At 45.9% G+C, this 25732-nt stretch carries 23 protein-coding genes; 3 read left to right on the top strand and 20 right to left on the bottom strand.

Going from position 1 to position 25732, the window contains the following annotated elements; genetic code table 11:
* The 7 genes from phoU to NBZ79_RS08165 all read right to left on the bottom strand — a co-directional run bounded on the left by phoU (position 1) and on the right by NBZ79_RS08165 (position 7551).
* Positions 1–735 carry a phosphate signaling complex protein PhoU gene (gene phoU, locus NBZ79_RS08195; RefSeq protein WP_251937284.1) on the bottom strand — a complete coding sequence of 245 codons (735 nt, stop codon included), beginning with the start codon at positions 733–735 and terminating at the stop codon, positions 1–3.
* A 34-nt stretch (positions 736–769) separates the two neighbouring features.
* Positions 770–1549 carry a phosphate ABC transporter ATP-binding protein PstB gene (gene pstB / locus NBZ79_RS08190; RefSeq protein ID WP_420854596.1) on the bottom strand — a complete coding sequence of 260 codons (780 nt, stop codon included), beginning with the start codon at positions 1547–1549 and terminating at the stop codon, positions 770–772.
* 33 nt (positions 1550–1582) lie between these two features.
* Positions 1583–2890 (bottom strand): phosphate ABC transporter permease PstA, encoded by a 1308-nt coding sequence (pstA, locus tag NBZ79_RS08185; RefSeq protein ID WP_251937281.1) that lies wholly within the window; start codon positions 2888–2890, stop codon positions 1583–1585.
* Positions 2883–4124 carry a phosphate ABC transporter permease subunit PstC gene (pstC, locus tag NBZ79_RS08180; RefSeq protein WP_251937278.1) on the bottom strand — a complete coding sequence of 414 codons (1242 nt, stop codon included), beginning with the start codon at positions 4122–4124 and terminating at the stop codon, positions 2883–2885. Before pstC ends, pstA begins: the two co-directional genes overlap by 8 nt.
* 75 nt (positions 4125–4199) lie before the next feature.
* Entirely contained in the window at positions 4200–5231 is a 1032-nt protein-coding gene (locus NBZ79_RS08175) for a substrate-binding domain-containing protein (protein WP_251937275.1), read from the bottom strand.
* Between the two features lie 127 nt (positions 5232–5358).
* Complete coding sequence (locus NBZ79_RS08170) at positions 5359–6738, bottom strand: ATP-binding protein (RefSeq protein ID WP_251937273.1); 1380 nt, start codon at positions 6736–6738, stop codon at positions 5359–5361.
* A gap of 66 nt (positions 6739–6804) precedes the next feature.
* Positions 6805–7551 carry an SIR2 family NAD-dependent protein deacylase gene (locus tag NBZ79_RS08165; RefSeq protein WP_251937270.1) on the bottom strand — a complete coding sequence of 249 codons (747 nt, stop codon included), beginning with the start codon at positions 7549–7551 and terminating at the stop codon, positions 6805–6807.
* A 188-nt stretch (positions 7552–7739) separates the two neighbouring features.
* On the opposite strand from NBZ79_RS08165, the gene NBZ79_RS08160 reads away from it, so the two are divergent.
* Positions 7740–8138, top strand: a complete 399-nt coding sequence (locus NBZ79_RS08160) for a hypothetical protein (protein ID WP_251937267.1) — start codon at positions 7740–7742, stop codon at positions 8136–8138.
* Positions 8139–8453: 315 nt separating this feature from the next.
* Positions 8454–10262 carry a tetratricopeptide repeat protein gene (locus tag NBZ79_RS08155; RefSeq protein ID WP_251937264.1) on the top strand — a complete coding sequence of 603 codons (1809 nt, stop codon included), beginning with the start codon at positions 8454–8456 and terminating at the stop codon, positions 10260–10262.
* Between the two features lie 481 nt (positions 10263–10743).
* Here NBZ79_RS08155 and NBZ79_RS08150 read toward each other — a convergent pair whose 3' ends face one another.
* From NBZ79_RS08150 to NBZ79_RS08105, 10 genes are all read right to left on the bottom strand, one after another.
* Positions 10744–11718, bottom strand: coding sequence for a type II secretion system F family protein (locus tag NBZ79_RS08150; protein ID WP_251937262.1), 975 nt, complete (start codon positions 11716–11718; stop codon positions 10744–10746).
* An 8-nt stretch (positions 11719–11726) separates the two neighbouring features.
* Complete coding sequence (locus tag NBZ79_RS08145) at positions 11727–12737, bottom strand: type II secretion system F family protein (protein WP_251937259.1); 1011 nt, start codon at positions 12735–12737, stop codon at positions 11727–11729.
* On the bottom strand, positions 12734–14533 hold the full coding sequence (locus tag NBZ79_RS08140) for a TadA family conjugal transfer-associated ATPase (RefSeq protein ID WP_251937257.1): 1800 nt from the start codon (positions 14531–14533) through the stop codon (positions 12734–12736). The genes NBZ79_RS08145 and NBZ79_RS08140 overlap by 4 nt, the downstream gene beginning before the upstream one ends.
* A gap of 98 nt (positions 14534–14631) precedes the next feature.
* Positions 14632–15876, bottom strand: coding sequence for a CpaE/TadZ family protein (locus tag NBZ79_RS08135; protein WP_251937256.1), 1245 nt, complete (start codon positions 15874–15876; stop codon positions 14632–14634).
* A gap of 14 nt (positions 15877–15890) precedes the next feature.
* A complete protein-coding gene (locus tag NBZ79_RS08130) occupies positions 15891–16553 on the bottom strand; it encodes a CpaD family pilus assembly lipoprotein (protein WP_251937254.1) in 663 nt (220 codons plus the stop codon).
* Between the two features lie 23 nt (positions 16554–16576).
* A complete protein-coding gene (locus NBZ79_RS08125; protein WP_251937252.1) occupies positions 16577–17989 on the bottom strand; it encodes a type II and III secretion system protein family protein in 1413 nt (470 codons plus the stop codon).
* Positions 17990–18001: 12 nt separating this feature from the next.
* Positions 18002–18889: a Flp pilus assembly protein CpaB gene (gene cpaB, locus NBZ79_RS08120; protein ID WP_251937251.1), complete on the bottom strand. Its 888-nt coding sequence runs from the start codon at positions 18887–18889 to the stop codon at positions 18002–18004.
* A 79-nt stretch (positions 18890–18968) separates the two neighbouring features.
* Complete coding sequence (locus NBZ79_RS08115) at positions 18969–19478, bottom strand: A24 family peptidase (protein ID WP_251937250.1); 510 nt, start codon at positions 19476–19478, stop codon at positions 18969–18971.
* A 79-nt stretch (positions 19479–19557) separates the two neighbouring features.
* Positions 19558–19776 carry a Flp family type IVb pilin gene (locus NBZ79_RS08110; protein ID WP_251937249.1) on the bottom strand — a complete coding sequence of 73 codons (219 nt, stop codon included), beginning with the start codon at positions 19774–19776 and terminating at the stop codon, positions 19558–19560.
* 112 nt (positions 19777–19888) lie between these two features.
* The gene (locus NBZ79_RS08105) at positions 19889–20107 is read right to left on the bottom strand and encodes a Flp family type IVb pilin (protein WP_251937248.1); all 219 of its coding nucleotides are present in this window, start codon (positions 20105–20107) and stop codon (positions 19889–19891) included.
* Between the two features lie 489 nt (positions 20108–20596).
* Here NBZ79_RS08105 and NBZ79_RS08100 point away from each other — a divergent pair, with 489 nt between their 5' ends.
* Complete coding sequence (locus NBZ79_RS08100) at positions 20597–22249, top strand: pilus assembly protein TadG-related protein (RefSeq protein WP_251937247.1); 1653 nt, start codon at positions 20597–20599, stop codon at positions 22247–22249.
* A gap of 303 nt (positions 22250–22552) precedes the next feature.
* Here the strand turns inward: NBZ79_RS08100 and NBZ79_RS08095 are convergent, their stop codons facing one another.
* The 3 genes from NBZ79_RS08095 to metG all read right to left on the bottom strand — a co-directional run bounded on the left by NBZ79_RS08095 (position 22553) and on the right by metG (position 25659).
* Positions 22553–23182 carry a TadE/TadG family type IV pilus assembly protein gene (locus tag NBZ79_RS08095; protein ID WP_251937246.1) on the bottom strand — a complete coding sequence of 210 codons (630 nt, stop codon included), beginning with the start codon at positions 23180–23182 and terminating at the stop codon, positions 22553–22555.
* 59 nt (positions 23183–23241) lie between these two features.
* Positions 23242–23859: a TadE/TadG family type IV pilus assembly protein gene (locus NBZ79_RS08090; protein ID WP_251937244.1), complete on the bottom strand. Its 618-nt coding sequence runs from the start codon at positions 23857–23859 to the stop codon at positions 23242–23244.
* A gap of 108 nt (positions 23860–23967) precedes the next feature.
* The gene (gene metG, locus NBZ79_RS08085) at positions 23968–25659 is read right to left on the bottom strand and encodes a methionine--tRNA ligase (protein ID WP_251937242.1); all 1692 of its coding nucleotides are present in this window, start codon (positions 25657–25659) and stop codon (positions 23968–23970) included.
* Positions 25660–25732: the final 73 nt, after the last annotated feature.

Below are 25732 nucleotides of genomic sequence, written 5' to 3'. Positions count from 1 at the left end.
TTAGTTTTCGCCTTCTTTTGGAATGATTGATTCCATCATTGTCATACTTGTCTTATCTCCTTTTGGGCGCTCATCCGTGAGCGGCGATCCGGTAACCTGATACACAACAATTTCTGCAATATTTGTCATGTGATCGCCAATACGCTCAATATTCTTGGCCATGAAAATAAGATGAGTGCAACTTGTGATACTCCGCGGGTCTTCCATCATATATGTCAGCAATTCTCGAAATAAACTGTTGTAAAGCTGATCGACCTCCTTGTCCCGTGCCCAAACGTCAATTGCCAATTCGGTATCTCCTTGAGCATAGGATTTGAGCGTATCGTCTATCATTCGCCGCACCAGTTCACTCATTCTCGGGATTGTTGAAACAGCCCGGATAACCGGAGCCTGGTTTAAGGCAATGACGCGCTTGGCGATATTTGCAGCGTAATCCGCCACACGCTCAAGAACTGAGGCAATCTTAAGGGCGGAAATCACCAGCCGAAGATCATCTGCAACCGGATTGCGCAGGGCCAGAACACGTATAGCCATGTTGTCTATGGCCTGTTCCAACTCATCCACTGCGGCGTCTCCAGCAATGGTTTTTTGAGCGAGTTCGCTATCTCTGTCAATCAAGGCACGAACAGCGGATTCAAGTTGAGATTCTGCTATGCCACCCATTTCTATTATGGTGTTACGCATAACTTCAAGCTCTTCATCAAAAGATGTTACAATATGTCCTGAACCACTCATTTAAGAGGTCTCCTCAAATTTATCAGAATATTCATCATCCAAACCGACCGGTAATATAACCCTGTGTTCGTTCGTCTGCAGGGCTGGTAAACAAGCTTTCCGTGTCCCCTATTTCAACAATTTCCCCCAAATGAAAAAAGGCAGTCTTTTGCGAGACGCGGGCGGCCTGCTGCATGGAATGCGTCACGATCACAATGGAATAGTTCTGTTTTAGTTCATCCAGCAATTCTTCGACTTTAGCCGTTGCAATTGGATCTAGCGCAGAACAGGGTTCATCCATCAAAATAATATCCGGTTGAACCGCCATCGCCCGCGCTATGCACAGTCTTTGCTGCTGACCGCCAGACAGACCAGTTCCAGAAGAATGGAGCCGGTCCTGTACCTCTTTTAGCAAACCCGCCTTTTCCAGGCTGGTCAGAACGATTTCATCAAGAGCATCCTTGTTGGCTGCCAAGCCGTGAATACGCGGGCCATATGCGACATTATCGTAGATTGATTTGGGAAAAGGATTGGGTTTTTGAAAAACCATTCCCACCCGCGCTCTAAGGAGAACCTCGTCGATATTACGATCATATATATCGACACCGTCCAATAGTATTTCACCTGTGACACGGCAGCCCTCAACCGTATCATTCATCCGGTTAAGGCATCTCAAAAAGGTGGATTTGCCGCAACCGGAAGGCCCGATTAGCGCTGTAATACGATTTTCAGGCACATTGAGATTTACGTTTTTTAACGCCTGTGTCTGACCATAAAACACATTCACATTTTTAGTCGTAATAATCGACTTCAGATCATGTACAGTATTTTCAATTAGCTGTGTTTGAGTTTGCAATAATTTATTCCTTTACCAGCGGCGTTCAAACTTCTTGCGAAGCAATACTGCCAAAGCATTCATAAAAACAAGAAAAGCGAGAAGAACCATAATTGCCCCGGACGTTTTTTCCACAAAGGCACGCTCCGGGCTGTCAGCCCACAGGAAAATCTGAACCGGTAGGACTGTTGCCGGATCAAAGGCCCCTCCCGGTATATCCGCGATAAAAGCAACCATTCCAATCATCAGCAACGGGGCGGTTTCCCCAAGCGCCTGGGAAAGGCCAATAATAGTCCCCGTCAATATACCAGGCATAGACAAGGGCAGTACATGGTGAAAGGCAGTTTGTTGCCGTGATGCCCCGAGCCCTAACGCAGCATTTCGAATACTATCGGGTACCGCCCGTATAGAGGCTCTGGCAGCGATAATAATTGTTGGTAAGGTCATGAGTGCGAGTGTCAATCCGCCGACTATCGGCGCCGATCTTGGCAGATGGGCGACATTGAGGAAAATTGCCAATCCTAAGAGCCCAAATACAATCGAGGGAACCGCAGCAAGATTGTTGATGTTCACTTCGATAAGATCCGTCAGTTTGTTCCTTGGCGCAAATTCTTCAAGATAGATTGCAGACATGACACCTATGGGAAATGAAATGATAAAGGTTACCAAAAGTGTATACAAAGAACCAACCATCGCCCCGGCTATGCCCGCCATCTCCGGCTCCCGGCTATCTCCGCCCGTAAAGAAACGAGAGTTAAACTGAGTTGAGATATCTCCCGCGGCTTCTAAGCTATCTATCCATTTTATCTCGTTATCTTTAACCCGGCGGTCATCTTGCACAACATCACGAGGGATATATCCTTTATTGAACATATCGACATCATCACTGGCGAGAACAGTAACAGGGACTGTTTTGCCGATAATTTCCGGATCCTTTTCGACCATTATCCGAAGCTGACGCGCCGCGTCCTTACTGACAAGGCCAAATAATTGCCTTAACTCTCTTCGTTGAGTTACATCGGGAAATTCTTTTCGCAATGCTTCGCGAACAAGATTTCCATAGCTTGCCGCTCGCAAATCAACAGGATCACGCGTTCCCTTTTTGTCGATAATTTCCTCTGAAAAAGTAATATCAAGTGTAATGTAAGTTTGAATAAAAGCAGTGTATCCCCTGCCTATTATACTGACCAGCAGAGTGGCAAGAAGCGCCAGCGCGATTACAATCGCACCCAAGCCCATCCGACGGAATCGCTTTTCAGATCTCTGCCGTTTCGCGAGATTGTTCACAAACTCTTCTGAAGCCCAGCCTTTAGGCCTTTCCGATGGTGACATGTCAGTCATATTTCTCTCGATATTTTCGCACCACCATCAAGGCGATCACGTTTAAGCATAAAGTGACAATAAATAGCGTTAGCGCCAGCGCGAACGCAGCAAGCGTTTTTGCGCTATCGAATTCCTGATCGCCAACTAAGAGACCAACGATCTGGACAGTTACCGTAGTTACGGATTCCAGCGGATTTGCCGTTAAATTTGCGGCAAAGCCTGCTGCCATAACAACAATCATTGTTTCGCCAATCGCCCGACTGACGGCCAGTAAGACCGCACCGACAATCCCCGGAAGGGCCGCCGGCAATATTACGTTTCGAACTGTTTCGGATTTGGTGGCACCTAAGCCGTATGACCCATCTCGCAAACTTTGAGGGACGGCCATTATGATGTCATCGCTCAGAGAAGAAACGAACGGTATTATCATCATTCCCATGACGACACCGGCCGCCAGCGCGCTTTCAGATGCAACTTGCAATCCAATGGACTCACCCACATCGCGAAAGAAAACACCAACGGTTAATGCCGCGAAAAATCCATAAACAACAGTTGGTATGCCAGCGAGAATCTCAAGGATAGGTTTGACGACAGCCCGGAAACGATTTGAGGCATATTCCGTCATGTAAACGGCACTTAGCAACCCTAAAGGAACAGCGACACACATGGCGATAAAGGTAATCAGCATGGTGCCGGCAAACAGGGGAATGGACCCGAACGCGCCTGACGATCCAACTTGATCATCACGTAATGCGGTTTGCGGGCTCCAGTTAAGCCCGAAAAAAAACTCAGACAATGGCACTTTACCAAAAAACTGAATTGTCTCAAAAAGTAAGGAGACAATAATGCCAACAGTTGTCAGGATTGATAACAGGGATGCGAGAATAAGGACGGCATAAACAACATATTCCAGTGTCTTCCTGACCCGGAGATCTGGATTAATCCGAGCAACCGCCAGATACAGACTAGCTGCTGCAGCAATCATGATGGCGACTGGAAACACGGTCTGGTCCACCGCTTCAACTAAGGGGGAAGATCTGTCAAGCCCTGCGGTATGAACGACGGTCCAAATTACACCGAGAAGAACTGGTGGCAATAGGCCCCAAACGACCACATAAATTCCGAATTGCTGTGGACGGGATGTGATAAATTTTGAACTTCCCTTAACACCGCTAAGAGCTTTTTTTGATCCGTACCAGTATCCGACTGAACACATCAGCAGCAGAACGATCAGAAGAGGAAACAGGCTCATTTTGGCGGTCTCAGGAAAAGTGGGTAAAAGGAATAAAGTGCTGGCGAATATTAAATATCCGCCAGCAAATCGGTTTTACATCATTTTTAGGTTCGTTAAAGATGTCGCATCATTCCGGATTTTTTCACGATCTTCTGCAGACAGCGGGATCAAACCCTTGTCCGTTAGATAACCATACTCACCGAAAGCATCTTCACTGGTAAATTCTACAATGAATTCTTGAAGGCCAGGCGTTTTCCCCACATGCGCATTTTTAACGTAGAAATAAAGCGAACGGGAAATTCCATAGTCACCACTTGAGATATTTTCGAAAGTGGGAGCCACACCCCCGATGACACCCCCCTGAATACGGTCAGCATTCTGATCAAGAAAGCTAAATCCGAATATTCCAAGAGCTGCTGGATTAGCAACCAGTTTATTGACGATCAGATTGTCATTTTCACCAGCTTCTATAAATGCACCGTCTTCACGAACCGTATGAGCAATAGCTTTAAACGCTTTTTTATCTGATTTGCGGAGCGCTTTTAGCATGTCAAATTTCTTCGCGCCGCCTTCCATGGCGAGCTCAACAAAAGCGTCCCGAGTTCCACTGGTTGGTGGAGGGCCCAAGACCTCAATTCTTGTATCGGGCAAGGACGGGTCGATATCTTTCCAAGTTTTGTAAGGGTTGTCGACAAGCTCGCCATTTACAGGAACCTGCTTCGCAAGCGCCATGAAAACCTGTTTTTTGCTCAGCTCAACTGGAGCTGCGGCTTTAGAATTGGCAAGAACGATACCGTCAAATCCGACTTTGACTTCAGTGATATCCGTGACACCCGCGGCTGCGCATTTCTCGACTTCAGATTTCTTAATACGACGTGACGCATTCGTAATATCTGGTGTCTGTTCACCAAGACCGGCACAGAAAAGTTTTAAACCGCCGCCTGAACCAGTGCTTTCGACTACTGGTGTTTTAAACTGGCCTTTGCTGCCAAATTCTTCGGCGACTGTTGTTGCGAATGGAAATACTGTTGAAGAGCCAACGATCTGGATTTGGTCGCGGGCGTATGCCTGTCCAGCAAACGCAACAGATGCGATGATTGCCAGGCCGAGTGTTTTCTTTAGCACGAGTAATTCTCCGTAATTTATGTCGACAGCAAATCTGCCGATGCCGGAACATTGCCAATGGATGATGACGGATGTACTTCAGTTTTATGACAGTATTGTTACAGCCAAAATAAACGCAGAATACTGCCTATTTAGAAGGCAAGAGAGGAAGAATAATGGTGAATACAGATCCTTTACCGAGCACAGATTCGATTTCCAGGTTACCGCGATGACGACTCACGATATGCTTAACAATAGCTAACCCGAGTCCGGTTCCACCAAGCTCCCGACTGCGGTCACTGTTTACACGATAGAAACGCTCGGTGAGCCGCGGTAAATGTTCAGGATCTATCCCCTCACCTGTGTCAATTACACTTACCTTGACGCTTTTCTCTCCAGTTGAAACACGGACCTTAACCTCGGCTTCTTCGCTACTGTATTTTAAAGCATTATCCACAAGGTTGATAAACACTTGCGAAAGCTGATCCGCGTCCCCGGCAACCGTCATGTTCTGCTCCGGCAGCTCCAGGCTGATATTCTTCCTCAAGCCTTCTGCTTTCATCTGGATCATATTCTTCACACTACAGATGATCTGTCCAATATCCACAGCTTCTGAAGGGCGGGAATGTTCATTTATTTCTATCTGTGACAAGGATAGAAGATCGTCTGTTAGTTGCGACATGCGAGCCGATTGCTTCTGCATCATGTCGAAAAACCGCTGATGGGCCTGCAAATCGTCTCGTGCCGGCCCCATCAGCGTCTCTAAAGCGCCAATCAAAATAGCAAGAGGTGTCCTCAATTCATGACTGGCATTTGCAACAAAATCTACCCGCATCTGCTCCAGCTTACGAGAGGCCGTTAAGTCATGAAGTGTCACGATCAATTGCAATTCCGCCGCATCTTCAGAGCGCAAATTCACAACATAAGCCGCCACATACCGAACCACAGTATCAGATAGGGTAATTTCCACATTCTGGTCAGAAGTTTCGCCCTTGTAGGCTTTTTCTATAGCCTTCAATAACGCTGGCTGACGAAGAAATCCTGTTAAATCGCCGGAAATATTTTCAGTATTGAAAAATCTGGCCGCCGCCGCATTTGACTGCACAATTTGTCTTTTACTATCGAGAACTAAAACAGGATCCGGTAATTTATCGAATAGAAATGCTGTATTCTGTTGTGCAGCACGGGATTCCTCCAGCATTCTCCGTAAAATCCGGTGATATTGCTGCAAAATCAATAGCAGGTTATCTGCCGGCAACAAATAAGGTACCTCTGCGACGCCCAGACGCTCGGCCTGCAAACCTGTATTCGTGACCGTTTCTATCCGCTTTGTAATTGCCTTTAAATCCTGTGAGAGCTTTATGTACAAAGCAAGGGAGGGAAAAATTACCAATAATATCAAAATGAAAAAATTCTGATAATTTAAAGTACCTTCGTTTACAAGCCATACTGAAAATGCTGCGACCGGAGCGGCAACAATGAAAATGAACAGTATCATTTTCCTGAAATAACCGTTGTTATCACTCATTCTTTATCTCAAAATTTCAACGCGAGACACTCAATACTACAATCTTGTCAATATGGTGGGCTTTTCTTACATTTTTGTGACAGCATCAAGGGTATCACCAATTTCACCTCTTAACACGAAATCTGCATAGGTATCCAAAGGTGTCGGCTCCCTATTTACAATTATCAAAATAGCACCATTTTGTTTTGCAATAAGCGGGATGTCTGCAGCCGGATAGACAACCAATGACGATCCTATGGCCATAAATAAATCAGCATTAAGTGCGGCCGCTTCGGCACGCCTCATTTCTTCAACAGGCATGGCTTGGCCGAATGATATTGTTGCGGTTTTAATGATGCCGCCGCATAATTTGCATTCGGGCAGATTTTCATTATTTTCAAATACTTGACGGACAGAATCCAACGTTACACGGTCCTGGCAATCAAGGCATTTGGCATAAGTAGTGTTGCCATGCACTTCAACAACATCACTGTCAGCAATGCCGGAATCCTGATGCAAGCCGTCAATATTCTGAGTAATAACAGTCTTCATTTTTCCAGCGCGATAAAGGGACGACAAGGCTAAGTGCCCCGAATTTGGCTTGGCATTCGATAAAACTGAGTCCATTGCAAATTTGCGCCGCCAGCTCTCTCGCCTTGCTTCCTCAGAAGACATGAATTCTGAAAAATCTATGGGTCTGTTTTTCTCCCACAGCCCGCCGGGACTACGAAAATCCGGAATACCGCTTTCAGTACTTATCCCAGCTCCGGTAAACGCAACAATTCTATCGCTGCGTCCAATAAGCTCTTTCAACTCCACTAACTTTTTTTCCATCTAGTATCTTCCCGATAGCGGCACCAATATATGCAATTAAGTGACCATATCATAAGCCGCACGCGTGATTGCAGCCAGGCCTTACGTGAACGTCAAACTATCACCATAAGTTCACATATCTTCGATAACAGCGTTATCTGTACAGACAGGGCTGGATTACTCTTCCAGGCAGGCTATGGAGCAATAACATGGAACATAATAATATGAACACAATTGTTGCAAAAGAATTATCTGAAGCGCTTGCAAAATGTAAGCAACAGGGAGTAGATCCCGGAACAGTTCGGACTGGATTGTTAACCATAACAATTGCGAATTTTATCAATGGAATTGGAATGGAGAATACATCCTCCTTATTCAGTGTTCTTCCAGAGCAAATTCAATCAGGAATATTTGACCGTTTTATTGATCCAAACCTTCCGCAACCCAATGCGCCATATGCCGCGAATTCCGCTGCTTCAAATACACCTCCCCCATTCAAGCCTTATAATCCCCAGTACATGCCACCCAGCGCCACTCGCAATATGGAACCTTCAACACCAGCTTCAATCGACCAGCAACCCTTACCCACTAAAAGAAGGCGGTTGTAACATTTGAGGCAGCTTACAAAGGGATGTGAAATTTAATTATTAATTCAGTATTTCTGAAACGATCATTAGGGCTCGTAAACCACTATAAAACATAGATTTTTCATAATTACTAAATTTTTAGCATAATTGCGGTCTAACATTAACCGTTTATAAGGAAGATACCTCTAATTTAAGGCGTAGATTTGTCTTATATTAAAAGAGAGGCCTTTAGCTGTGCCGCATCAATTAAAGTTTACAGCCCGTTTTCGGACTATTCTTCTTGCCACAACTGGATTAGTTGTCGCTGGATGTAATACTATCTCAGACGAGTCAGCCATGGCAGACCCGGCAGTTGTTGAACAAAAACCCATTGCCAGCACCACAAAGGCAAATAACCCAGAAGAAGCACTTTCCTGGAAGCAACTTGTAAAAATTGCTGATAAAGCCTGGGCAAATAATGATGCATCGACCGCAATCCGGCTTTATGCCACTGCCGCGAAAGAGCAGCCTAAAAACCCGGAGCCACTCTTAAAAATAGCTAATATCCTTCGAAAGACCGGTCGCACAGATGACGCGATTAATGTCTATGAACGTATTTTCGAATTTGATCCATATAATATCGCCGCCTATCATGGTGTTGGTTATACCAATCTTCAGCAAGAGAAGCCGCTTCAAGCAACTAAGGCATTTGCCTCAGCTCTGACAATTGATGGAAACAACGCCTCCTCCCTTGGTGGAATGGGGATTGCGTATGATAAGGCAGGTGATCATGAGAAAGCACAAGATTACTACAAGCGAGCAATCAAAGCTGATCCCATCAATCTGAACTATAAAAGTAACCTTGCATTATCTTTGGCTCTATCCGGTCAAACTGAAAAAGCAATAGCAATACTGAAAGTAGTTACAGAAGATCCCGCCGCTACACCAAAGCACCGTCAGACACTGGCTTTGGCATATGGCATGGCTGGTAAGTCTAAAGAGGCAATGAAATATTCGCGGATGGATCTTTCTGAGAAAGACGCCAGAAATAACGCGTTGTATTTTGAGGCATTGAATGGCACTACGGATGTTCAAACAGCTTCAATTGGTGAACAAGTCAAGCTGATGAAGGCTTCACAAGATAAAGCCGTTCCGGAAATTGAAGCGGTAAAATCGAAACCACGAGAGCCTGCCAACCCGGATATGATCGTTGCACGGCATGAAAGTGAAACGCTCAACAACAATTTAGGGTCCAGCACAAAGAAAAAAGCAACAGCGCCAAAAGCACTTGTACCGGCGCCAAAGGCACCGATTACCATAGCCAGGGTGGAAAAACCGGCTAAACCGGCTAAACCGGCGCCAACTGTAAAATCAACTGTTCCAACGCCAGTCGCACCGAAAATGGTTGCTCAGGCAGAAAAACCTGCCACAACCCCTAAACCGGCCGCACCGAAAAAGCTGGCAAAGGTAGAAAAGCCTAAATCAAGTAACGTTGCGGATGCACAAACAAATTCAGACCCAAAACCAACGACATTCGCCAAGAAAAGTCCGACCAAAAAATCTGCAAGCGAGATGTTTAACGTGGAACCGAAATCGGAAACACCTAAATATAGTGAGTGGAGAATTGAAGAGAAGATGACTCCGATGCCAGCGCCGAAAGCTGAAAAATCGGTTGCTGATAACGACTTGCCGGCTAAAGAAAATATAGCCTTTGCCGCTGGTTCTGCTGGCAGCATTAACTCCTACAAACCGGATGGCGGGAAATATTACCTGCAATTGGGCTCCTACAAGGAACGCGCTCACGCCGAAAAGGGATGGAAAATCCTGCACGATCAGAATAAAGACATTCTAGAGGGAATTGATCCGATCATTGCGCAAGCAGATCTCGGGAACGAGAATGGTGGAGTTTTCTATCGGGTTCAAATCGGTGGCTTCTCCAACAAAACACAAACAATGACGCTTTGTGGAACCTTGCGGGATAGAAGCCATGATTGCTTTATGCCCATGGGCGCGAATATCGCCAAGCCAAAAGCCCTGGCGCCTGACCAGATTATGGTTGAAAATAAATCGAAGGAAGATGCCACAAAATCTATTGCCCAGGACAACAAAGCAAAAACTGATGAAAATCAGGTAGCGGATTTCACTAAAGATATCGGCGCACTATAAGTATGAACGTTACAATAAAACGGGCCCCTAAAAGGGCCCGTTTTTTTTGTTTCTCCTGAAGTGAGTAGTCACTGAAGTGGGCAATCCTGCAAAACCCGACAGGCCGCATCTCCCTCTGGCTCCTTCTATCCTTCTGTCCTCTTCTGATCACTTATAAGTCAAATAAAACGTAGAAGACTAAATTTCCCAGTCACAAAGGAGTGGCAGGCAGTGCAGGTTCTTAGCGACTAGGCCTTGCAAGTACTCTTGCTCAAGCTAATTCCTGCAGGTGCAGGATAACGAAACAATATATTTACGGAGAATTGAAGTGACTGTGGGGTTACTTGAACACCTACCTGAACTCAACAAGACCCTCATAGTTCGATAGTGTTAGAAACAGCTATCTCCCCCTTGCCTACCAGAGCAGGCTGGCCTTAGACGATACCCTGGCCGCGCCCCTAAGAGCAATTATGTAAGAGAGAGAAACGCATATTGCTCAACATTAGTTGAAGGCGTCGATAGCGCGCAAGACGGCTGGTCCGATAAGAACAATAAACAAAGCGGGCAAAATAAAGACGATCATTGGAACCGTCATAATGGCCGGTAGACGAGCAGCTTTTTCCTCTGCTTTCATCAGACGCTCTTCACGCATTTCTGCCGCTAGTACACGCAAGGCAACAGCCAAAGGGGTACCATATTTTTCTGTTTGGAGCAGAGTATTGACAAGTGTTGTCATAGCCTGAAAATCAACCCGGCTTGCAAGGTTTCCAAGTGCCTGCTTTCGATCTGGTAGAAAACCCAGTTCAATCGAGGTTAATCCAAATTCGTCGGCCAGCTCTGGTGCTGAATTCGCAACTTCACGACACACTCTGTCAAGGCCACTATCAAGGTTCAATCCAGCTTCCGTACAAATAACCAAAAGATCGAGCGCATCCGGCAGCGTTTTGCGAATTGCTTCATATCTTTTCGATACCTTGTTTTTGACAAGCGTATCCGGAAGGAGATATCCAATAAAGCCGGCGCCAATTGACGCAAGAATACAAACAAGAACATCCCAATCCCAAGGATTGGTGCCCAATAAATACATCAAAGCAAGACTTGTGAACAACAATGGCAAGGATATTTTTGCAAAGAGATATGTGACCAGCGCATCTTTTGAGCGCCAGCCGCCTTGAGCAAGTTTCGCTGCCATGACGCGGGCACGTTCCCCCCGCATCAACTGCATTTTTTGCACGACGCGATGCATGAGGTTTTCGCGCACAATCAACTTGCTTCGCTGTTTAGTCTCGTTGGCTATGTTCTCTTTAAGAGCTGTCCGCCTCTTTTCAAGGCTTTTAATCCTCCCGGGCAAAGCATCTTTGACAAGAAATGCCCTCCACATCATCAGGACAACAGCCAGCGACGCACCGCCAGCAATAAGCGCCAACATGTCCTCAGACCTTAGAAAATCTGGTAATAGGCTAACTAGATCAACCATGTTGCCTCCTAAATTTCAAACCTGACCATTTTAGCCATAACAGCGCACCCGGTTCCGATCATTGTTAGACCGGCGCCGATCATATATGCGCCCCTCGGATCTTCGATCAACGTACCGACATAGGCATCATTGGCAAACCAAAGTAAAACAAACATGATAAAAGGCAGTGATCCTATAATCCAGGCACTAGCACGTGCTTCAGAGGACATCGCTTTAATCTTGAGTTTGATTTGCCGGCGTTTACGCAATGTATTGGCAAGACCAGCGAGTGTTTCTGCCAGGTTACCCCCTGTTTCCCGTTGAATGGAAATAGCGATGATCAAGAATTTGAAATCCGGTAAATCAATTCGGCTGGCGACATCCCAAAGCCCTTGCTCGATGCTCTGGCCAACACGCATCGCGTCAGCAACGCCTCGAAATTCCTTACCAACTGGATCTGGGGCATCATTTCCAACGGTTACAATTGCTTCACTTATCGGTAGACCTGCCCGCAGGCCACGGCACAAAAGCTCAATTGCCTCCGGAAAGGTTTTCATGAATTTATTGATACGGCGTTTGCCAAGAAAGCCGACGATTACATGCGGGAAAAACAATCCGCAAAATAGGCCCGTTGGAATGGCTAGAAATAACGACACGTCATAAAGCAGGTGAGTCAAGACTGTTACAATCAGCGCTAATACCACAGCAATAGAAGAATATTGTGCGATTGAAATCTTGCGCCCTGTTTTTTCCAGTCTGCTTCGCAGTAGATCTGGATTGGGAATCAGTTTTTTGAGCAGCAAATCGATAATTTTGATGCCGCTGGTTTCCTGTGAGCGCCGGGCCGTTTCACGCGCTTTGGTTTTGCCGGTTGTTTTCTGGCCCTGACTGATTTCTGTTAATCTTCTACGTGAGCTCGAGGAATGATCGGATCCGCCCGCAAACGCAAATACTAATAGAAGCGAAATTAACAATGTCGCACCGCCGACAACGAGCATGACGGTCAATTGATCGATAGGTCCGGAAGTTCCCAACATCATACGGCTCCCAACAGCATTTTCTCTAGTCCGAAATAGGCGGCGCGCGGCGCAAAATGAGGACGTAGCCCCGTAGATTTGAAATCACCAAGCAACCGGCCACCTTTATCTTCCCCGTGGAACTCATACCAGAAGAGGTCTTGCATAGTGATGACATCTTCTTCCATACCTACAACTTCAGAGATATAGGTCACACGACGTACACCGTCTCGCATCCGGCTAATCTGAACGATTAGATCAATCGCAGAGGCTATCTGAGTTCTTACTGCCTTCGCCGGCAAATTCACGCTCGACATACCAACCATATTTTCCAGCCGCGTTAAGGCCTCTCTCGGACGGTTGGCATGAATTGTCGATAACGACCCATCATGGCCGGTATTCATTGCCTGCAGCATGTCAATCGCTTCACTGCCACGAATCTCGCCAAGAATAATCCTATCTGGACGCATACGCAGGGCGTTCTTTAGAAGATCTCGCATGGAGATTTCCCCGCCACCTTCAAGATTTGCAGATCGTGTTTCCAACCTTACTACATGAGGTTGCTGTAATTGGAGTTCCGCTGCGTCTTCAATAGTGACAATACGTTCACCAGGATCGATTAGCTGAGATATGGCGTTAAGCATCGTGGTTTTACCAGAGCCCGTACCACCCGAAATTAAAATATTTAGTCGACATCTACCGGCGACACGCAAAACGGTTGCCGACGCAGGCGACAAATTCTTCGTCCTCTCCATTACATCCAGCGTAATCTTCTGCTTCGCAAACTTACGTATAGAAATGGATGGCCCATCGATGGCCAATGGCGGAATGATGATATTGACACGACTGCCGTCTGCCAGACGAGCATCAACCAGTGGACTGGTTTCATCGACACGGCGCCCAACGTGACTAACAATACGACTTGCAACACTCAGAACATGCGCGTTATCCCGGAACTGGCAATCGGATAGTACAAGCTTGCCTTCTTTTTCGATAAACACCTGTTTTGGGCCATTGACCATAATATCCGTTATGCCATCGTCAGCTAGCAATGGTTCGAGCGGCCCCAAACCGAGCATGTCATGCATCAAACTTTCAGTTAATTCACGTTGCTCACGCTGATTTAACTGAATGCGTTCCTCGATCAAAATATCCGTAATAATATCAGATATATCGCGGGCGAGATCCAGCCTATCCATTGTAACAGCGGCACTGATATCAATTCTTTCCATCAATAACGGCTGGACAATTGATTTTATGCCTTCTAGATGAGCATTAATTTTAACGCCCGTCGTTTCAGGTGCCATAGATAAATTGAAAACTTCTGAGGAATTATCATCCTCTTCTTCTTTATCTTCCACACTTTTAGCCAAAGGAACAACCGGTTCGCTGAACTCTTCGTCGTCACCGGAAGCAGTATCCTGGAACGAGTCTAGAGTCTGTGGTTGCTCGAACTCAGCAGTAACCTCTGCTGGAGCAACAGGGTCCGCGCCAAAAACAGTGACGCCTTCTTCAACAATTTTGGTGTTATCCAGTGCATTGGCTTCTTCTGCAGCGCCAGAAAAATTTGATTGATCCAATTCATTGGAAGGCTCAGCCGGTCTTGGTGGGGTTGTACCGTTCGTAGTCTGCTTTTTCTCTATTTCTGACCACAAGCCCACCGTCAAGTCATTGACCAAAGTACGTTGCTCGAGCACATTCAGTTGAATTTTTTCCCGCGACATTGCGTCACGAACAAACGTTTTCACCTGTTGGGCTACAACAGAACGGTTTTCGTCTGCCGACAGGTTTGGCAGAAGCGTTTCCCGAACTTCCGGCATGTATTTTGCCAAAAGGTCAGCCGCCTGTGGTCCCGCAGCACTAGGTAAGGTGGGAACAGGTTTGACTTTACTGTCAGAGGAAGATGATCGCCACAAGCTCACTCTTTAGGCCCCACTTCTTTTTTCTTCTTGCCACCAGGGACCATCTTGAAAAGCCCCTTCTTTTGCGGCTCAGTATAATCGGAAACATCCGCTGAGAGTTCGCGTAGAACTTTAGCGATTGAAGATTTGGCAGCAACCTCTCCGATTGCTTTACCCGCATTTGCGCAAATTGTTAGCGTTTTTGGCTCTTCCGGAACTGAATAATCAACTTTCTCATTCAATCCACGCTCAAAATCCGCTTTGGAAACCTGCGCGGCTCGCTCAGAACCTACACGGCTAACTATTTTAAGAATGCGACCTTTCGTTTGCAAAGATGTCATTGCCTGAGTAATTCGATTGATATCACGAATTCCTGCCAGTGACTGGTCTGAGATCAAAATCACCGTATCAGCAGACGCCAGCAACGCACCTTGAGTTGGAAGAAGGTGGCGCGGTAGATCAACAATCACCTGGTTATAATCCTGGCTGATTTCGCCTATCAGTGTATCAATCGATTCTTCACTTAAATCGATAACTTCATCGATTGGTTCTTCCGTACCCAGAACTGCAAGTTTGTCGCCATCTTTCACGATTGCGCTGTCCAGGAACAATTTGTCCAACCGATGCGGGTTTTCCAGGGCTTCCCGAAAACCGCCACCGGTTTCAATATCAAGGGATAATGTCGATGTGCCGAAATGCAAATCAAGATCCAGCAATGCCGTTCCCAACTTCTCCTCATTTGCCATAATCCAAGCCATGTTCGTTGCAATAGTCGTTGCGCCGACACCGCCGCGCACACCTACAACAACTGTCAAGCGGCCGCTTTGTGCCGCCTGAAATGCCTGTGCCTGTCTATCAACATTTTCGACAGCATCTTTTAGAACTTCCATCGTCAGCGGCTTTACAAGGTAATCCTTTGCCCCCAGCGCGATCATCTTTCGAAAGACGCTAACGTCATTTGATGTCCCGAGAATTATCAATGTGTTATTGGGGCCAACTTTCCGAATTAGGCGTGTAATATCGCCATCAGGATCGATACTTTTGCTAATATCTGCCAGTACAACTTTAGGTGAGTTTCCGGGCTCAATTCGCTCAAGTGCAGCAGTAATGCCACCATCCTGACTAGCGTCGGCCGACCAATCCAGAGCAGAACATACTTCACGGCTCACGCCCAAAGAATGTTCGTCATCTACAAAGGCCATATAGTCTTCGCACACTTGTGTTCCAAATAATGTGCTCAAATTTGATGCTGCGTTGCCCATGCGTTTAGTCTCCCTTAATTACTTTCCGAGCTGCTTGAACCGCCGCCTGCGGCACCACCACGATATTTCTGAACAGACTTTGCTGCTCGCTCGCCAATGGTCGGGCTCGAGTCATTTGGATCAACAAGATCTTTGGGGTTTTCTATCATTCCTGCCAATGCATTTGCAGTTGTACATCCCATGTTCGGCAACGGCAGGTTCTCATACCCCAGGCCTTTTGGTCGGTACCAACCGTTTTCACAATCCGGGTCTACGGTAGCCACATATTTCGTAAAATAGACACGCAATGTGTTACGGCTATTCTCTTTTGTGATGACAGGTAACACTTTAAATCCGCGATCCTGTAGAAATTCGCTTACTTCTCCAAAACGTTGTTCATTAAGGCCACCATTACCGACGAAAGTCGGCAATTCGACTTCGACATCATCTCCAAAGCCAATTCCCTGAGCTTCTAGAAACCCGAGTATTTTCCCCTTCGACAAATCACTCATGCCAGCTCGGCCCGGAGCAAATTCAACGATTACTGTCGGGGTGAGCTTATCAACGCTAATCTGCTTCTCCAGTTGGGCATTTTGAGGCGTTGCCGTTTCAGTAAAACTTGGATCAAAAGCGACTGGTGAGCAAGCAACTGTGACTGCAGACAGTGCAACCAGACTAATCAAATTTAATCGTTTCATTGGATATTTCCGATACATTTGGGTTACTCCAGAATAAAGCCAGCAGGACCAACGAGTTTAACTTCATTGTTCGCAGCAGTTGTTGGGGAAGGCTGAGCTGTAGGCGCATCTTTACCCAGCGTAGGCCGGAAGCTCTTACCTTCCACATACAGATTGCTATCGTTAGGAGGGATGTATCCGTCCGTTGGAACAGCAATACGAGAGTTAGAAGGCTTAACCAGATATGGCGTAACAATAATAATCAATTCCGTTTCATTTCGCTGGAACGAAGCTGATCGGAATAACGCACCTAGAATAGGAATCTCGCCTAAAAATGGGGTTTTGGAAACATTGTTATCGCCATCATTGTTCAACAGCCCGCCGATTGCAAAACTTTGCCCGCTGGCAAGTTCAACTGTTGTTTCTGCCCTTCGCGTCAACAATGACTGAATAAAAGAACCACCGACATTGATAGCCGAAGTTGAAGAAAGCTGACTGACTTCAGGTTTCACCACTAAATTAATCCGATCATCCGCTACAACTGTTGGCGTAAATTCGAGCGAAACACCAAATGGTTTGTATTGAACAGTAACCGCGCCATCTTCCTGGGGTACAGGAACTGGAAATTCACCACCTGCCAGGAATTCTGCTGATTCGCCAGAAAGTGCGGTCAGATTGGGCTCAGCCAGAACGGTAAGCAACCCTTCCTCGTCCAGAGCATCAACCAAAGCATTTACGTTTACATTGCTATCCTGATATCCCGCATATCCTTGCGTTCCAGTAGTCGGTCGTATAATTGTATTCGTAGCATCCAAAATATCAGGCCCTCTTGCGAAACCCAATACAGCATCACCAACATTTCCCAATACTTCCCAGTTTACTCCGAACCGTTTTGTAACAGATCGCGCAACTTCAGCGACTCGAACACGTAGATTTACTTGCAATGCGCCCTCAACCGAGATGCGATTGAAAATTGTACCCCCACCAAGATAGAGAGCCGCCATGCGATTTGCATCTTCGGCTTCAGCAGCTGTCCTTACCCGACCAGTCAGCATAATTCCAGTCGGTGTAGATCGTGCTTGAAGACCACCGTAAGCAGAAATCCTTTCCAAGCTCTCATTGAGTGATGTTACATCATGGGTAATCGTTACAGGAGAATTTAGAAGAACTCTTCCCTTTGCATCCAACGCAAATAAGTTCGTGCTTCCGGTACCCTTACCAAAGACATAAATGATGGTTGGTGACTGAACCTGTACATCTGCCAATTCCGGATTTCCGATAAAAACGGATGTTGCCGGTTTATCCAGTTGAACCAGTTTTCCTGAATTCAGCGTTAAGGCAAGAATATCACCTTTTGAATTAATAACTTGCGCTGCATTAGACATCGACGGAGTTATCACAGCCAGACACAAGGCCAACCCAAACGCTGCTATTGGTTTTACTAATTTCGTCAGCATTGAAACTACTCCTTAGTCGAACAACTTCTGCTTGGCATCGCCAGCTCTTACGACATTGATGACTGTTGTGGGAATTCCTGTACGTCTGGGACCCGTAACAATTGAACTTGCTTCACTATCCCATGTATGACCACGGCCCCGTTCCCTTTTGAAAACCGGTTTGCCATCTTTACTTTTTCTCTCGTCAGTAACCTGAGCCAAACTCCGCAACGATAAGCTCAATCGTCCCATTTCCTTGGCAACCGTAAGAATTTCTACCTGTTTGGGTGTCACTTCAAGCGTTGCGAGTCCGCGTACAGATGCTTGCTGTTCCTGATCATTTGTCGACTGATCCATCGCAATTACCCGGGCATTTGTGAGAATAGTTTCACTTGCCCGGCGTGTCGCTGTTCCGTCTTCTTCTGATTCAGATTCCGTTACCCGGCCATGTGTCAAGATTACATCGACCCGATCACCCGGAAACACGAACCCTGCGATACCGGACGTTGCATTTATCGGTATCGATATAGCGCGCTTACCTGGATTCAATACAGCGGCCAAAAAGCCCTGCTCACCGGGCTTAATAAATCTCGAATCAGTGACTGGCTCACCATTGCCGATCCCCTGACGCACAACTGTTCCGACAAACTCCTCCAAAGTCCGCACTTCTTCAACTACATATATTTCTTCAATATCATCTGATTCCGGCCAAGGTTGCCACTTAAGGTGCTTCTCTTGAACCAGTGTCCCTGCAGGAAGATCCGTAGAAACGACGAGGATTTGATAATCCGCTTTTACGGGAGCAGTCTCCACAGTCTCTACGACGGGCTGTTTCTGCTGACCAACCCAGCTACGAACAAAGAAAATGGTTGATCCGGTGATTAATAGTGCAAAAACGATTAATAAAATTTTTCGCGCCATGGTTCTAAATCCATTATGTTGCAATTAAATACTACGTTACGCCCTAAGACATTAATTTCAGGTTAAATTTAGGAGTTTTTCATGTGCTTATGCCGATAATTTTTTCATATGACATAAGGATGCTCATGCCCCCAAATGCGACTGCAACACCGTAGGGGACTTGGGTTTTTGATTGAAATGCAAACCTGATGCCGCGAGCAAATCCCGTTCCTTCGAAGGCTTGACGCAAACCCTCCCGAGAAATAATTAAAAGCACCAACAACCCGCCTGCTATAACAGTTACAAACAAAAAATTTGTGACAAGTGATGGCCCCGCCCACAAAGAAAGTGCGGCAATCATTTTAATATCGCCTGCGCCAAACAATCTTAGTGAGAAGAAGATAAATCCAATGACCAGAACACTTAAAGCGACAATCAAGCTGCCTACCCAGTCTATGTTATCTGGGCTGGTCATAATCATCAGAGGGTAAAGTATTACGATAGTGATACTTACAAAATTGGGAATCGTAAAATCTCGAAGATCTGATAGAGCTGCGTATGTGATTAGCGTGAACAGCAGTAATAATATCAAGTGATATACAAGGATCATTCGGAATCTATTTCAAAAGAAATTCTTTCATATTGAAAGGGTTACGTAGGAACCCGATCCAGCAGTAACCGGCAGGGGTCTAGAAAACGCAGCTATTTTCTCCAGTATTCGTAATAGCGAAATTACCGCCAACCGCTGTGCAGAAATCATCTGTTATATTCGTGAATGAAGTCAGGATCGTATCTCCGGTCGCGGTAAAGGCTATTACTCCGGCGACAGCGACGAGCGCCGCAATTAATCCGTATTCTATTGCTGTGGCTCCGGCATCGTCTTTAAAAAACTGAGTAAATTCAAACATAACGACCTCCAAATTTCTTCTACAGCATTGACTTCAATAACTTGAATGGAATTTGTAGAGTGAGAGGAGCGCCACAAAAAGCGCTCCTCCCGAATTTCTCACAGAACTAATCTTATGAGCAGCTGTTTGAACCTGTATTAGACAGTGTGAAGTTACCACCTGTACCATTACACAGAGCTTCAGCAATATCACTGAATGCTTTGGTCACTGTATCGCCAAGAGCAGTAAAGGCAACAACACCAACCAATGCAACAAGCGCAGCAATAAGACCATATTCAATGGCTGTCGCACCCGACTCGTCATTTACGAAAGAACGAATAACTTTAATCATTTTCAGTCTCCTAATACTCAGGAAAGATTCCTGACACTAAACAAAACTTGGTTTTCAGCCCCTCAAGGTAAATAACCTGTCGGCACCTAGACTTTTCAGCCTGCAACAAAGCGCAACCTGCAAAGCCCCTTAACATATAAAGCGCTTTCCAAGTTCGTCTTGCCTCGCGCCTTGCTGAGCATTTAAACCTGAATTGATTAATCAATAGTTAAAAGGAAATGGATTTTTATAGTGGTTATCGAAGTAAAAATATCGTAAAATTTTACATGTTTTTTTATTTATTATTCTTATATTTAAAATTATTCAAATATTATAATTTTATCCTTATATATACATAATAAAGAAGAGTATTTATTATAGAATGTGTATTTTACTACTTATTGTAAAGATAAAATTTTGTAGAAATTTAAGAGAGTTCTTTAGGCAACGTTAATGTTTTAGGCACATATTATTGGCAATTAATTTCGTCATCTTGAATATGGTGTCAACATGAACAAGAGATTTAGCTTCACTTCGTTTCGCCAATCTTTAAAGGAATTTGGTAGCAATACCAACGGCGTGTCCGCCGTTATTATTGCGTTTCTTGCTATTCCCTTATTCGGCTTTGTCGGCCTCTCTGTTGATCTTGGCCGCGCCTATGTATTGAAATCCAAGCTATCCACAGCACTTGACGCTGCAGGCCTGGCGGCAGGACGCAACATATTTTCACCAGATGCGGAAATATATGCAGATGCGCAAAAGTACTTCGATGCAAACTTCCCGCCTGGCTATATGGGAACGGCTGCAATCACCATGGATTCGTCAACTATTAGTTGGGATACAGATAAAGAGAATATTACACTCAGTGTTCGCGCTGACATGGCAACAACCTTTATGAACGTGCTCAAGCAACCAGAACTAACTGTGGGCGCCAATACGGAAATTAAACGAGACAACAGAGGTATGGAACTGGTTTTAGTGCTGGATAACACTGGATCAATGACATCTTCATCAGGAACGGGCACACGTCTTTCCGTGCTGAAAGAGGCGTCAACTAATCTGATTGATATTCTTTATGGTGGAAACGAGACCAATGATAAACTTTGGGTCAGTATTGTACCCTATACGACAACAGTGAACATTGGCCCACAAAATATTGGTTGGCTGAAGTCCAGCTATCCCGCAAATCTGACAAGTAATACCAATAGTATATTTACCCAAGATTCTTCGAATACTGCCTTAGGCCGGGATGTTACTGGCGACAGTGTCAATGACACCGTCTATGGCTGGGAAGGTTGTATTGAAATGCGCGACCATCTGATTAACGGAACCGTTGATATGTCAGATGATCCGCCTAACAATGACTTTGTGCCCTATTTCTGGGACGACTACCATAAAGACCTGGATAATGTTTTTTACGACGATCCAGACGAGTCTAGTGAGTATGTCGATGACAATGTTATGAAAAATAACTGGAAAAGATATCGGTCAAGCAGAGGGGGGGATTACTTCTCCATTACCACCAGCCGCGGTCCCAACGAGGATTGCCCGCCCGTGATATTACCGCTCACGGCTGAGAAAACGACCATAACTGATAAAATAGACGACATGGTTGCCGACGGCGCAACCGCTGTTAATATTGGCCTCGTCTGGGGTTGGCGCGCTCTTTCCCCTAGATGGAATGGTGAATGGTATGGTAGTTCAACGATAAATTTACCTACAAACACCAAGGTCACCCCACAGGTCCCATATACTAGTTTGCCATTAAACTATTTCGAAACATATATGGATAAAGTTGTTATCCTAATGACAGATGGTATCAACACCCTGGGCAGCTACGACCGATATCACGCATATGCCCGGTCTGAAAGGTTTGATACAACTCCAACACATAGCTATTATGATTACAGGGGTTTCCTGAATACGAGTTTGCCCAGCGATGGCGACAGCTACCCTGATAAAATTGATCAGAAAATGCTGGCAACATGTACTGCCATGAAAAGTGCCGGCATAATAATTTACACGGTTGAGTTTGTTAGCGGTAACCTTGCAGGCTGTGCAACTTCTACCAAACACGCCTTTGTTGCAACAACAGCGGCGGATCTATTGGATGATTTTAACACGATCGGTGAAGAGCTCAGTAACCTGCGTATCTCGAAATAACCCTTCACGGCTATCCAGGATAGTCATAAAAGCGACGGTTTTGCCGTCGCTTTTTTTATTACTAACAGGTCAAAGAATAAGGTCATCTGGCTTGTCGCTAGGACCATATCGTCTATTCGGCCAGCGATCTGGTGAACAGACGTCACATCAGTAGTACTTATAGTAAAACTACTTGGTCTTTCTCATTGAAAAGGACATACGCCCAACCCTCTCAGTGACATAGCACGGGTAACATTTGCGTAAAGCAGCCACCATGCGGAAAGCGCGATGATTTGGAAGATTTTGTGTACGAATTTTGACCGGTTAGGGAGAAACCGGAAACTCGATTTTGTCGGTAAATCGTGGACGGAAAAAAGCGTTACGATAGAATACTTGATCCCCAAAAAAACCAATGTTTCCTATAAGATATGGGCTATAGTTGTATACGAGCTCAGCCACGATAAGTGTCTCGCCGTCGTTCAATGTCTCGCCAGACCCTGCGTCCGGAAAAGCAGAAGGCAGTGTTGCGTTGCCATTAATTGTTGTGCCGATAGTACTGGCCGCGCCAGCAACGGTTCCCGAAGAACGTTGACTTAAAATCTGTGGCGCCTGTCCGGCCCTCCCCTCGACTGACGTGAGGATCATCATCGCATCGCCCGTAATATCGAATGGTTGCGCCATATAAAACGCAGAATCCATGATATTTGAGACTTCGGTTTCCGTCATCGTTTCGTTGCCCGACCGGGCTACAAGGTCAGATAGAGTTGCGACAATTCTGTCCAGTTTCTGCATTATCAAGGCATAACGCGCCACCTCGAAGCTCCCAGCGGCCAAAAGCATCAAAAGCGGAAGCAACATGGCAAATTCCACCATGGCGACACCACGACGGTTGCGGATAAAAGAATAAATACCGTCTACCGACCGGTCTTTGAGATTTCTGAGCAGGGTTTTCATACTGACCTCAACTTTTAGTTTGGGTGCTAGGAATGCGTCGTCCCGTCCAGCAACTGTTATTAGTAAGGTTCATTTTGCACCACAATAGAAGCAGCCATCGGGATAGTGCCATCAAAAATGGGAAGAACCTGGCCACTTAGAAAATTCCAGTTATAGGAAACTGTATAGAGAACAATATCCCCTTGAACACCGAGGCCTGCAGTACCGAAATCCGCGTCGTAGGTGCCATTACCATTTACTTCAACCCATGGCTCCCCTGCCGGATAAACAGTACTATCAGGGGCGGTAAACGGGCCCGGATCCCAAACGCCATCCCCATCCAAATCCGTAAAATCTTCTCCTTGACCGACATACGCAAAGTTCTCGTAAACAAGTGTAGTCACATCGGCAGTTGTCAAACCCAGCAACCCCAAAGAGGCTTCGTTGATCATATCTACAATGGCTTGATCGTTACTGATACCGTCCTGAATTTGCCCCGTTAGTCCGAGACGTGACGCATCGCGCAGGCTACCTTCAACCACGGTATTGATAAACATCCCTATGCTTAGCTCTATAATTCCGATCAAAACGAGGATCAGCACCGGTAAGACCATAGCCAATTCGACGGCAGTTGCCCCTTTTGTCTCCTGGGCAAAAGCTTTTAGGACCTGGCGTTTTATAATACCGTGTCTTTTCATGGGATATCCTTCCACTAATTACGTGAAAACATACCTGAAAGCCCTTAATTCCCGGTTAATAGCCGCCGTGAAATTTGCTAAAATGTTAGGTATTGGCCGCGCTAATTATTATTCATTACCGCCGAAACGAAGTTCCCATTCAGCAACTTCATCGTCTGAAATCTTGCGAAAAAGAACATCTGGGATTTCAAAGGAATGGCCAGCCTGTAAAAAATTCAGTGCATCAGCGCAATCACCCTCAATCCATTCGTTCGACGTCAATCCCAGGCCAAGTGCCGTAGATAGCTTTGCCGAGGTCGCTGGAATCACCGGAGCACTTAAAATTGCAAAAATTCGAATTAAATTGATAGCAATTCTCAAGCTTACCGCCGCCGCTTCAGGATCAGTCTTAAATGCGGTCCACGGTGCCGCTTCCGTCAAATACTCGTTTCCCATTACCCAAATGGCTCGAAGTTCCTGCATTGCCTTTCTGACTTGAAGGTCGTCCATATGCGCGTTGTAGTTTTCCAGACGCTCATTCAGCGCTTTCGCCAGTAATTGCTCGCGTTCTCCGTTTTCACCACCTTTTGGAAGTGCGTCGCCAAATTTCGAGCTGCAGAATTTCAAAGTCCGGTTAACGAAATTTCCAAGAGTATCCGCTAGGTCCTTGTTGACCGTTCCTGCAAATCCATCCCACGTAAAACTGGCGTCCGACGTTTCTGGCGCGTTTGCAAGCAAATAATAACGCCAATAGTCTGACGGCATAATTTCGACAGCATCTGACATGAAAATACCGCGCTTCTGGCTCGTCGAAAATTTACCTCCGTAATAGTTTAACCAATTGAAACCCTTGATATAATCAACCATCTTCCAGGGTTCTCTGCTGGCCAGTTGGGTGCCCGGAAACGTCACTGTATGGAACGGAACGTTATCTTTCGCCATCACCTGTACATATCGTACATCATCCGCTTCATACCACCAGGACTTCCAGTCACGATTGGCCGGATCCTCATCCGCCCATTCCTTTGTGGCGGCGATATACTCAATCGGCGCGTCAAACCAAACATAATAGACCTTGTCTTCCATACCTGGCATATCAACGGGGACACCCCATTTCAAATCCCGCGTAATACCGCGATCGTGAAGGCCTTCATCCAGCCATTTCAATGCAATAGAGGAAACCAATATGGGCCAATCAGGGTGCTTGTTCACCCATGCCCTAATCTCATCCGCTAGTTTTGACTGCAATAAGAATAAATGCCGGCTTTCGCGTACCTCCAGATTGGTGCTTCCTGATACTGCAGAACGTGGATTTAGTAAGTCTGTCGGATCCAGGAGACGCGTACAGTTCTCGCATTGGTCACCGCGCGCTTTATCATAGTCACAATGCGGGCAAGTACCTTCAACATAGCGATCGGGCAAAAACCGGTCATCATCAATCGAATATACTTGGCGTGTAACCCGTTCATCAATGAAACCGTTTTCAAGTAGCTTTTTTCCGAAATGCTGGGTCAATTCTTTGTTTTGAGACGATGATGACCGGCCAAAATAGTCGAAAGATAGATCAAAAGCCGCGCCTAAATCTGCTTGAACTTTATGCTGCTCTGCGCAGAATTGTGAAACTTCCAGTCCAGCTTCTCTCGCCGCCAATTCCGCCGGTGTCCCGTGTTCGTCGGTTGCACAAATAAAGAGCACGTCATTTCCACGTGCCCGCAGGTACCGAGCATGCAAATCTGAAGGCAACATGGATCCTATCAGATTCCCCAAATGTTTTACGCCGTTTATATATGGCAATGCAGAGGTAATTAAATGGCGTGTCATTTGGTCGGCACTTCCTAAAATTCAGCAAATGTTATTGTTGGCGCTTGTTTTACAGGAACATGTGAGGCGGGGC

Origin of the sequence: Sneathiella marina (assembly GCF_023746535.1) — a bacterium.
GTDB lineage: Bacteria > Pseudomonadota > Alphaproteobacteria > Sneathiellales > Sneathiellaceae > Sneathiella > Sneathiella marina.
The sequence above is the reverse complement of the archived record's forward strand: the minus strand, read 5'-3'. Positions and strand labels throughout refer to the sequence as shown.

Excerpts from the sequence above, each read along its gene's own strand:
- phoU (WP_251937284.1), bottom strand. The coding sequence starts at position 735 with ATGAGTGGTTCAGGACATATTGTAACATCTTTTGATGAAGAGCTTGAA.
- pstA (WP_251937281.1), bottom strand. The coding sequence starts at position 2,890 with ATGACTGACATGTCACCATCGGAAAGGCCTAAAGGCTGGGCTTCAGAA.
- pstC (WP_251937278.1), bottom strand. The coding sequence starts at position 4,124 with ATGAGCCTGTTTCCTCTTCTGATCGTTCTGCTGCTGATGTGTTCAGTC.
- NBZ79_RS08170 (WP_251937273.1), bottom strand. The coding sequence starts at position 6,738 with ATGAGTGATAACAACGGTTATTTCAGGAAAATGATACTGTTCATTTTC.
- NBZ79_RS08165 (WP_251937270.1), bottom strand. The coding sequence starts at position 7,551 with ATGGAAAAAAAGTTAGTGGAGTTGAAAGAGCTTATTGGACGCAGCGAT.
- NBZ79_RS08160 (WP_251937267.1), top strand. The coding sequence starts at position 7,740 with ATGGAACATAATAATATGAACACAATTGTTGCAAAAGAATTATCTGAA.
- NBZ79_RS08155 (WP_251937264.1), top strand. The coding sequence starts at position 8,454 with ATGGCAGACCCGGCAGTTGTTGAACAAAAACCCATTGCCAGCACCACA.
- NBZ79_RS08150 (WP_251937262.1), bottom strand. The coding sequence starts at position 11,718 with ATGGTTGATCTAGTTAGCCTATTACCAGATTTTCTAAGGTCTGAGGAC.
- NBZ79_RS08145 (WP_251937259.1), bottom strand. The coding sequence starts at position 12,737 with ATGATGTTGGGAACTTCCGGACCTATCGATCAATTGACCGTCATGCTC.
- NBZ79_RS08140 (WP_251937257.1), bottom strand. The coding sequence starts at position 14,533 with ATGCCGGAAGTTCGGGAAACGCTTCTGCCAAACCTGTCGGCAGACGAA.
- NBZ79_RS08135 (WP_251937256.1), bottom strand. The coding sequence starts at position 15,876 with ATGGGCAACGCAGCATCAAATTTGAGCACATTATTTGGAACACAAGTG.
- NBZ79_RS08130 (WP_251937254.1), bottom strand. The coding sequence starts at position 16,553 with ATGAAACGATTAAATTTGATTAGTCTGGTTGCACTGTCTGCAGTCACA.
- NBZ79_RS08125 (WP_251937252.1), bottom strand. The coding sequence starts at position 17,989 with ATGCTGACGAAATTAGTAAAACCAATAGCAGCGTTTGGGTTGGCCTTG.
- cpaB (WP_251937251.1), bottom strand. The coding sequence starts at position 18,889 with ATGGCGCGAAAAATTTTATTAATCGTTTTTGCACTATTAATCACCGGA.
- NBZ79_RS08115 (WP_251937250.1), bottom strand. The coding sequence starts at position 19,478 with ATGATCCTTGTATATCACTTGATATTATTACTGCTGTTCACGCTAATC.
- NBZ79_RS08110 (WP_251937249.1), bottom strand. The coding sequence starts at position 19,776 with ATGTTTGAATTTACTCAGTTTTTTAAAGACGATGCCGGAGCCACAGCA.
- NBZ79_RS08105 (WP_251937248.1), bottom strand. The coding sequence starts at position 20,107 with ATGATTAAAGTTATTCGTTCTTTCGTAAATGACGAGTCGGGTGCGACA.
- NBZ79_RS08100 (WP_251937247.1), top strand. The coding sequence starts at position 20,597 with ATGAACAAGAGATTTAGCTTCACTTCGTTTCGCCAATCTTTAAAGGAA.
- NBZ79_RS08095 (WP_251937246.1), bottom strand. The coding sequence starts at position 23,182 with ATGAAAACCCTGCTCAGAAATCTCAAAGACCGGTCGGTAGACGGTATT.
- NBZ79_RS08090 (WP_251937244.1), bottom strand. The coding sequence starts at position 23,859 with ATGAAAAGACACGGTATTATAAAACGCCAGGTCCTAAAAGCTTTTGCC.
- metG (WP_251937242.1), bottom strand. The coding sequence starts at position 25,659 with ATGACACGCCATTTAATTACCTCTGCATTGCCATATATAAACGGCGTA.